General features: G+C 52.1%; 6 protein-coding genes. 1 reads left to right on the top strand and 5 read right to left on the bottom strand.

Translation table 11 applies throughout. The features are described from left to right. Positions 1-174: 174 nt before the first annotated feature. The 5 genes from D6694_08995 to D6694_08975 form a co-directional block, all read right to left on the bottom strand. Complete coding sequence (locus tag D6694_08995; GenBank protein ID RMH41349.1) at positions 175-870, bottom strand: hypothetical protein; 696 nt, start codon at positions 868-870, stop codon at positions 175-177. Between the two features lie 171 nt (positions 871-1,041). Next, positions 1,042-1,320, bottom strand: a complete 279-nt coding sequence (locus tag D6694_08990) for an acyl carrier protein (GenBank protein ID RMH41348.1) — start codon at positions 1,318-1,320, stop codon at positions 1,042-1,044. A 77-nt stretch (positions 1,321-1,397) separates the two neighbouring features. Further along, the gene (locus D6694_08985; protein ID RMH41347.1) at positions 1,398-1,934 is read right to left on the bottom strand and encodes a YggT family protein; all 537 of its coding nucleotides are present in this window, start codon (positions 1,932-1,934) and stop codon (positions 1,398-1,400) included. After that, a complete protein-coding gene (locus D6694_08980; GenBank protein RMH41346.1) occupies positions 1,931-2,755 on the bottom strand; it encodes a pyrroline-5-carboxylate reductase in 825 nt (274 codons plus the stop codon). Before D6694_08980 ends, D6694_08985 begins: the two co-directional genes overlap by 4 nt. A 3-nt stretch (positions 2,756-2,758) precedes the next feature. Next, entirely contained in the window at positions 2,759-3,427 is a 669-nt protein-coding gene (locus tag D6694_08975) for a YggS family pyridoxal phosphate-dependent enzyme (GenBank protein RMH41345.1), read from the bottom strand. A gap of 91 nt (positions 3,428-3,518) precedes the next feature. Here D6694_08975 and D6694_08970 point away from each other — a divergent pair. Further along, positions 3,519-4,289: type IV pilus twitching motility protein PilT (locus D6694_08970; protein RMH41344.1), on the top strand; the 771-nt coding region annotated here is incomplete at its 3' end.

The raw sequence follows: 4,289 nt of genomic DNA, 5'->3' as shown, positions 1-4,289 counted from the left end.
CGGTACACGAAACATGGATTCGCCCGCTTCTGGAAGGGTATTACGACCGAATGTATGACTATCAGTTGGCGGGGAAATCGCATCGCGTGGTTTTTCGCGGAGAGGGGCCAGAAGTTCAGGATTGGCTTATCACGCACAAGGGGGTGGCGCTCGTGAACGCCACCCCAGCGTGAATTATTGGTAGGTCTTGACGATTTGCCCCGTTTTGGCATCCGGATGAATGTCTAGGCGTACGGGGTGGTGCAGCACGATCTTCCCTTTGACCACCACATGCGGCCCGATGGACAGGGTGATGTCTTTATCCGACTTTCGCCAGTTCTTCGGCTTTTCGTACACAATCGAACCGTCAATTCGGGTGGTTCCGGTCAGTTTGATGCCCCCGGAGAACGTTGTGATGTCGCCTGTGACCGTGGCGTTTTTCAGCAAGATATCGCCGTTGACTGTATCAATTTGGCCAAATCGAGCGGCATTGGCTTGAAGATCCCCGTTGACCGAATGAAGCCTCTTGATGCCACTGTCTTGCCGAATATCCAGATCGCCGTTCACGGTATCGATTTGGCCAATATTGACGGATCTATCCACAAAAACATCTCCATTGACCGTGTGAAGTGCCTCTACGCGTACGTTCGGTTCGAGCCATAGATCGCCACTGACGGTGTTAATATGCTCGACGTGTGCGCCTGTTTGCACGCGCACATCCCCGTTCACCGTATTGATATGGCGTGCTTTTTGATTTTGGCTGATCAACAGGTTGTCGTTGATGGTGTTGTAGGCGACGGGCGCTTCGTTGGCCATGGAGGCCTGCATAATGCCACCTGCGATGGCCAAAGCCACTGACGAAGCCAGTAATGTGCGATGAAGTGTCTTCATGGTTGTTGCGCTCCTTTCGTGTTGTCCAGATTGTTGGCGTCAACCTATCTACAAGAACTGTGCCAGCGGCAAGACAGCCTCAGTCAGACACTTTCAGGAAGACGGATGGTCGTTTTCACCATCATTCGGGGAAAACGACCATTGTTGCCGCGGCTAGAGCGCGTGGAGTGGTTATGCGGTTTGTGTTTCAATAAATTTGGCGAGGCTTCCTAGCGTCTCGAAAGTTTCAGCCGTAATTTCGGCATCGTCAACAGTGATACCAAATTGGTGTTCAATAGCGGTCAGCAGTGCGACGACTGCCATAGAGTCCAGTTCCGGCAGGGCGCCGAACAGCGGGGTGTCCGATTGCATGGCGGAGACCTGTTCCTCAGGCAGGGACAATACCTCTGCCAAAAGCAATTTCAGTGTCTCCAACACAGAACTCTCTGGTTTATGATTCACAACCTGAATCTCCGGTTACGTTCCGGCAAGAAGGCCGCGATCATACCAGCAAAGCTGCGATTTTGAAAACCACGCATTGCTTTTGTTCAGAGTAGCCAACCCGTGACCAGCCGCATGGCGAGATAGACGAGAAACATCAACACCATTGGCGAAAAATCAAGGCCGCCAGTCGCTGGCAATAGGCGCTGTATTGGGCGGAGCAAGGGCGCGGTTAATTGGTATAAAAAGGTCAACGCAGGATTTTGCTGAGGTGGTGCGATAAAACTGGCGATGGCTTGGATCAGAACAATCCAGAACAGCAAATTAAACACGCTATGCAGAAACAGCACGAGCGCCAATTTGAAAATTACCGGCCCTGATGGCGTCAGAGGATACATCGCGACGATGGCAAGCTGTGCGATGAGGGCGATGGTAAAGCTAACCATCAAGCTAGCCCAGTCATAATGTCTGTGTTTCGGCAAGATTCGCCGCAAAGGTTGGCACACGGGGTGTGTAAAACGGTAAACGAATTGTGCCAAGGGGTTATAAAAATCCACATGCGCCCATTGCGCCCAGAAACGCACAAAAAATACGCTTAGCAGTAGGCGGGCTAGCAATTCCGTAATGTCTGCCAAAATGTTCATGAAGCAGCAGCTCCTTGTTGGGACTCGGCTTGTTCAGATAAGACTTTTCCCCTCTTTTCTGCGGCCATCAAGGCAGATTTCAAGAGCGCTTCGAAGCGGCCATCCTGCAGTACGGTGATCGCCGCTTCTGTGGTACCTCCCGGAGAAGTCACTTGTTGGCGAAGCGTCTGTGCTGATTGCGTGCTATGTTTGAGCAAATGGGCTGCCCCAAAAATGGTCTGCGTCACCATCTGTTGAGCCGTGTCTTGGTCGAAACCTAACGTGCTGGCGGCCTTGGTCATGGCTTCAGCCAACAAGAATACATAGGCAGGTCCCGAGCCTGCGACGGCCGTGACGGCATCCATGAGTGATTCGTTATCAAGCCAGTGCCATTCGCCGACACTGCCGAATAGCCATTCGGCATCATAACCAAAGCGTTGCCGTGTGCTTTCATTGGCAAATAGACCAGTCATACCCAGTCGAATGCTGGCTGGGGTGTTCGGCATGGCTCTTATCACACTTTGACACTCCGACATTTGCGCCAGCCATCGAGTGGTGAGGCCAGCGGCCACAGAGATGAGCACTTTTCCGTCCAGTGTCCCACGAAGTCGGGCCAGTGCTTCACCAGCCTGTTGCGGTTTGGTGGCCAGAACGACCAGCTCACCTTGTGGCGGCGAGCCCGGTGGATGGATCTCAATCCCTCGGCCGCGCAAATCACTGTGTTTCTGAGGCGTTCGACAAATGACAGACAGGCGATTGGCCTCAACCCCTTGTTGGAGGAGGCCGTTAATCAGGGCGCGGGCCATGTTGCCAGCACCGATAAACGTGACGGATTTATCCATTGCTCAGCTCCTATTGGATGATCGTGGGCCGAAAAGCGCCGTGCCTAACCGGATCATCGTTGCCCCATACCGGATGGCAGTGGCGTAGTCATTTGACATGCCCATGGACAGGGTGTCGCACGTATTGACATACGTCGACAGCTGTTGAAAAAGTGTGAGCATAGATTGCCACTGATCCATCGGTGCATTTGGTGAGGGGATTGTCATTAGACCTCGCAGCGAGAGCCTTGGCAAGTGGCGAATGGCCTGTGCAAGTGGCAGCACCTCGTCCGGATGAACCCCTGATTTTGAAGGTTCTCCTGAAATGTTCACCTGGATTAGGACATTAAGTGGCGGCAGATGCGATGGCCGTTGGTCATTCAGCCGTCGCGCAACCTTGAGGCGATCAACGCTTTGCACCCAATCAAAGTGTTCCGCCAAGTGTTTGGTTTTATTGCTCTGAATGGGACCGATAAAATGCCATACAACGTTGGTGCGCTCTTGCCATGTTGCCATTTTTGACAAGGCTTCTTGTACATAGCTTTCACCAAAATGCCGCAGGCCAGCGGCAAAGGCTTCCTGCATTTTTGCGATGGGTTGTTGCTTGCTCACCGCAACGACGGTGACTGGTTTAGAAGCGATTTGTTCAATTTCTGCTTGAATTCGCTTCCAGCGGGATGCGACGGTCGCCATAATGGTTTATCTTTATGTGAGCGTTGGTTGATGTGCACATCATAATGGATATCGTGCACGCTTGGTAAGTCATCGTCAGAGAGGGGCTCGAATGGATATTACCGAATTACTGGCATTTAGTGTCAAAAACAAGGCGTCAGATTTGCATTTGTCGGCTGGTCTGCCACCGATGATCCGTGTCGATGGCGATGTGCGGCGCATCAATTTGCCACCACTGGATCATAAGACGGTGCATAGCCTTGTCTATGACATCATGAATGACAAGCAACGCAAAGATTATGAGGAGTTTCTGGAAACGGACTTTTCTTTCGAGTTGCCTGGTGTGGCACGGTTTCGTGTCAATGCGTTTAATCACAATCGTGGAGCAGGCGCCGTATTCCGAACCATTCCATCGCAAGTCTTGACGCTTGAAGAGCTTGGTGCGCCAGCGGTGTTCAAGGAAATTGCCATGAAACCGCGCGGGCTTGTCCTTGTGACAGGACCGACAGGTTCCGGTAAAAGTACCACTCTTGCGGCGATGATCGACTATATCAATGAAAATAAGTACGACCATATTCTGACCATTGAGGATCCCATCGAGTTCGTTCACGAAAGTAAAAAATGTCTGGTGAACCAACGCGAGGTGCATCGTGATACCTTGGGCTTTAATGAAGCGCTGCGCTCTGCGCTGCGTGAGGACCCAGACATAATTCTGGTCGGGGAAATGCGTGACCTTGAAACCATTCGGCTCGCGCTGACCGCGGCAGAAACCGGGCATCTGGTTTTCGGCACCTTGCATACCACATCGGCGGCAAAAACCATTGACCGGATTATCGATGTTTTTCCAGCGGCTGAGAAAGACATGGTTCGTTCCATGCTTTCT

The sequence above is a fragment of the Gammaproteobacteria bacterium genome (genome assembly GCA_003696665.1).
Lineage (GTDB): Bacteria > Pseudomonadota > Gammaproteobacteria > Enterobacterales.
The sequence above is the reverse complement of the archived record's forward strand: the minus strand, read 5'-3'. Positions and strand labels throughout refer to the sequence as shown.

Excerpts from the sequence above, each read along its gene's own strand:
- D6694_08995 (RMH41349.1), bottom strand. The coding sequence starts at position 870 with ATGAAGACACTTCATCGCACATTACTGGCTTCGTCAGTGGCTTTGGCC.
- D6694_08985 (RMH41347.1), bottom strand. The coding sequence starts at position 1,934 with ATGAACATTTTGGCAGACATTACGGAATTGCTAGCCCGCCTACTGCTA.
- D6694_08980 (RMH41346.1), bottom strand. The coding sequence starts at position 2,755 with ATGGATAAATCCGTCACGTTTATCGGTGCTGGCAACATGGCCCGCGCC.
- D6694_08975 (RMH41345.1), bottom strand. The coding sequence starts at position 3,427 with ATGGCGACCGTCGCATCCCGCTGGAAGCGAATTCAAGCAGAAATTGAA.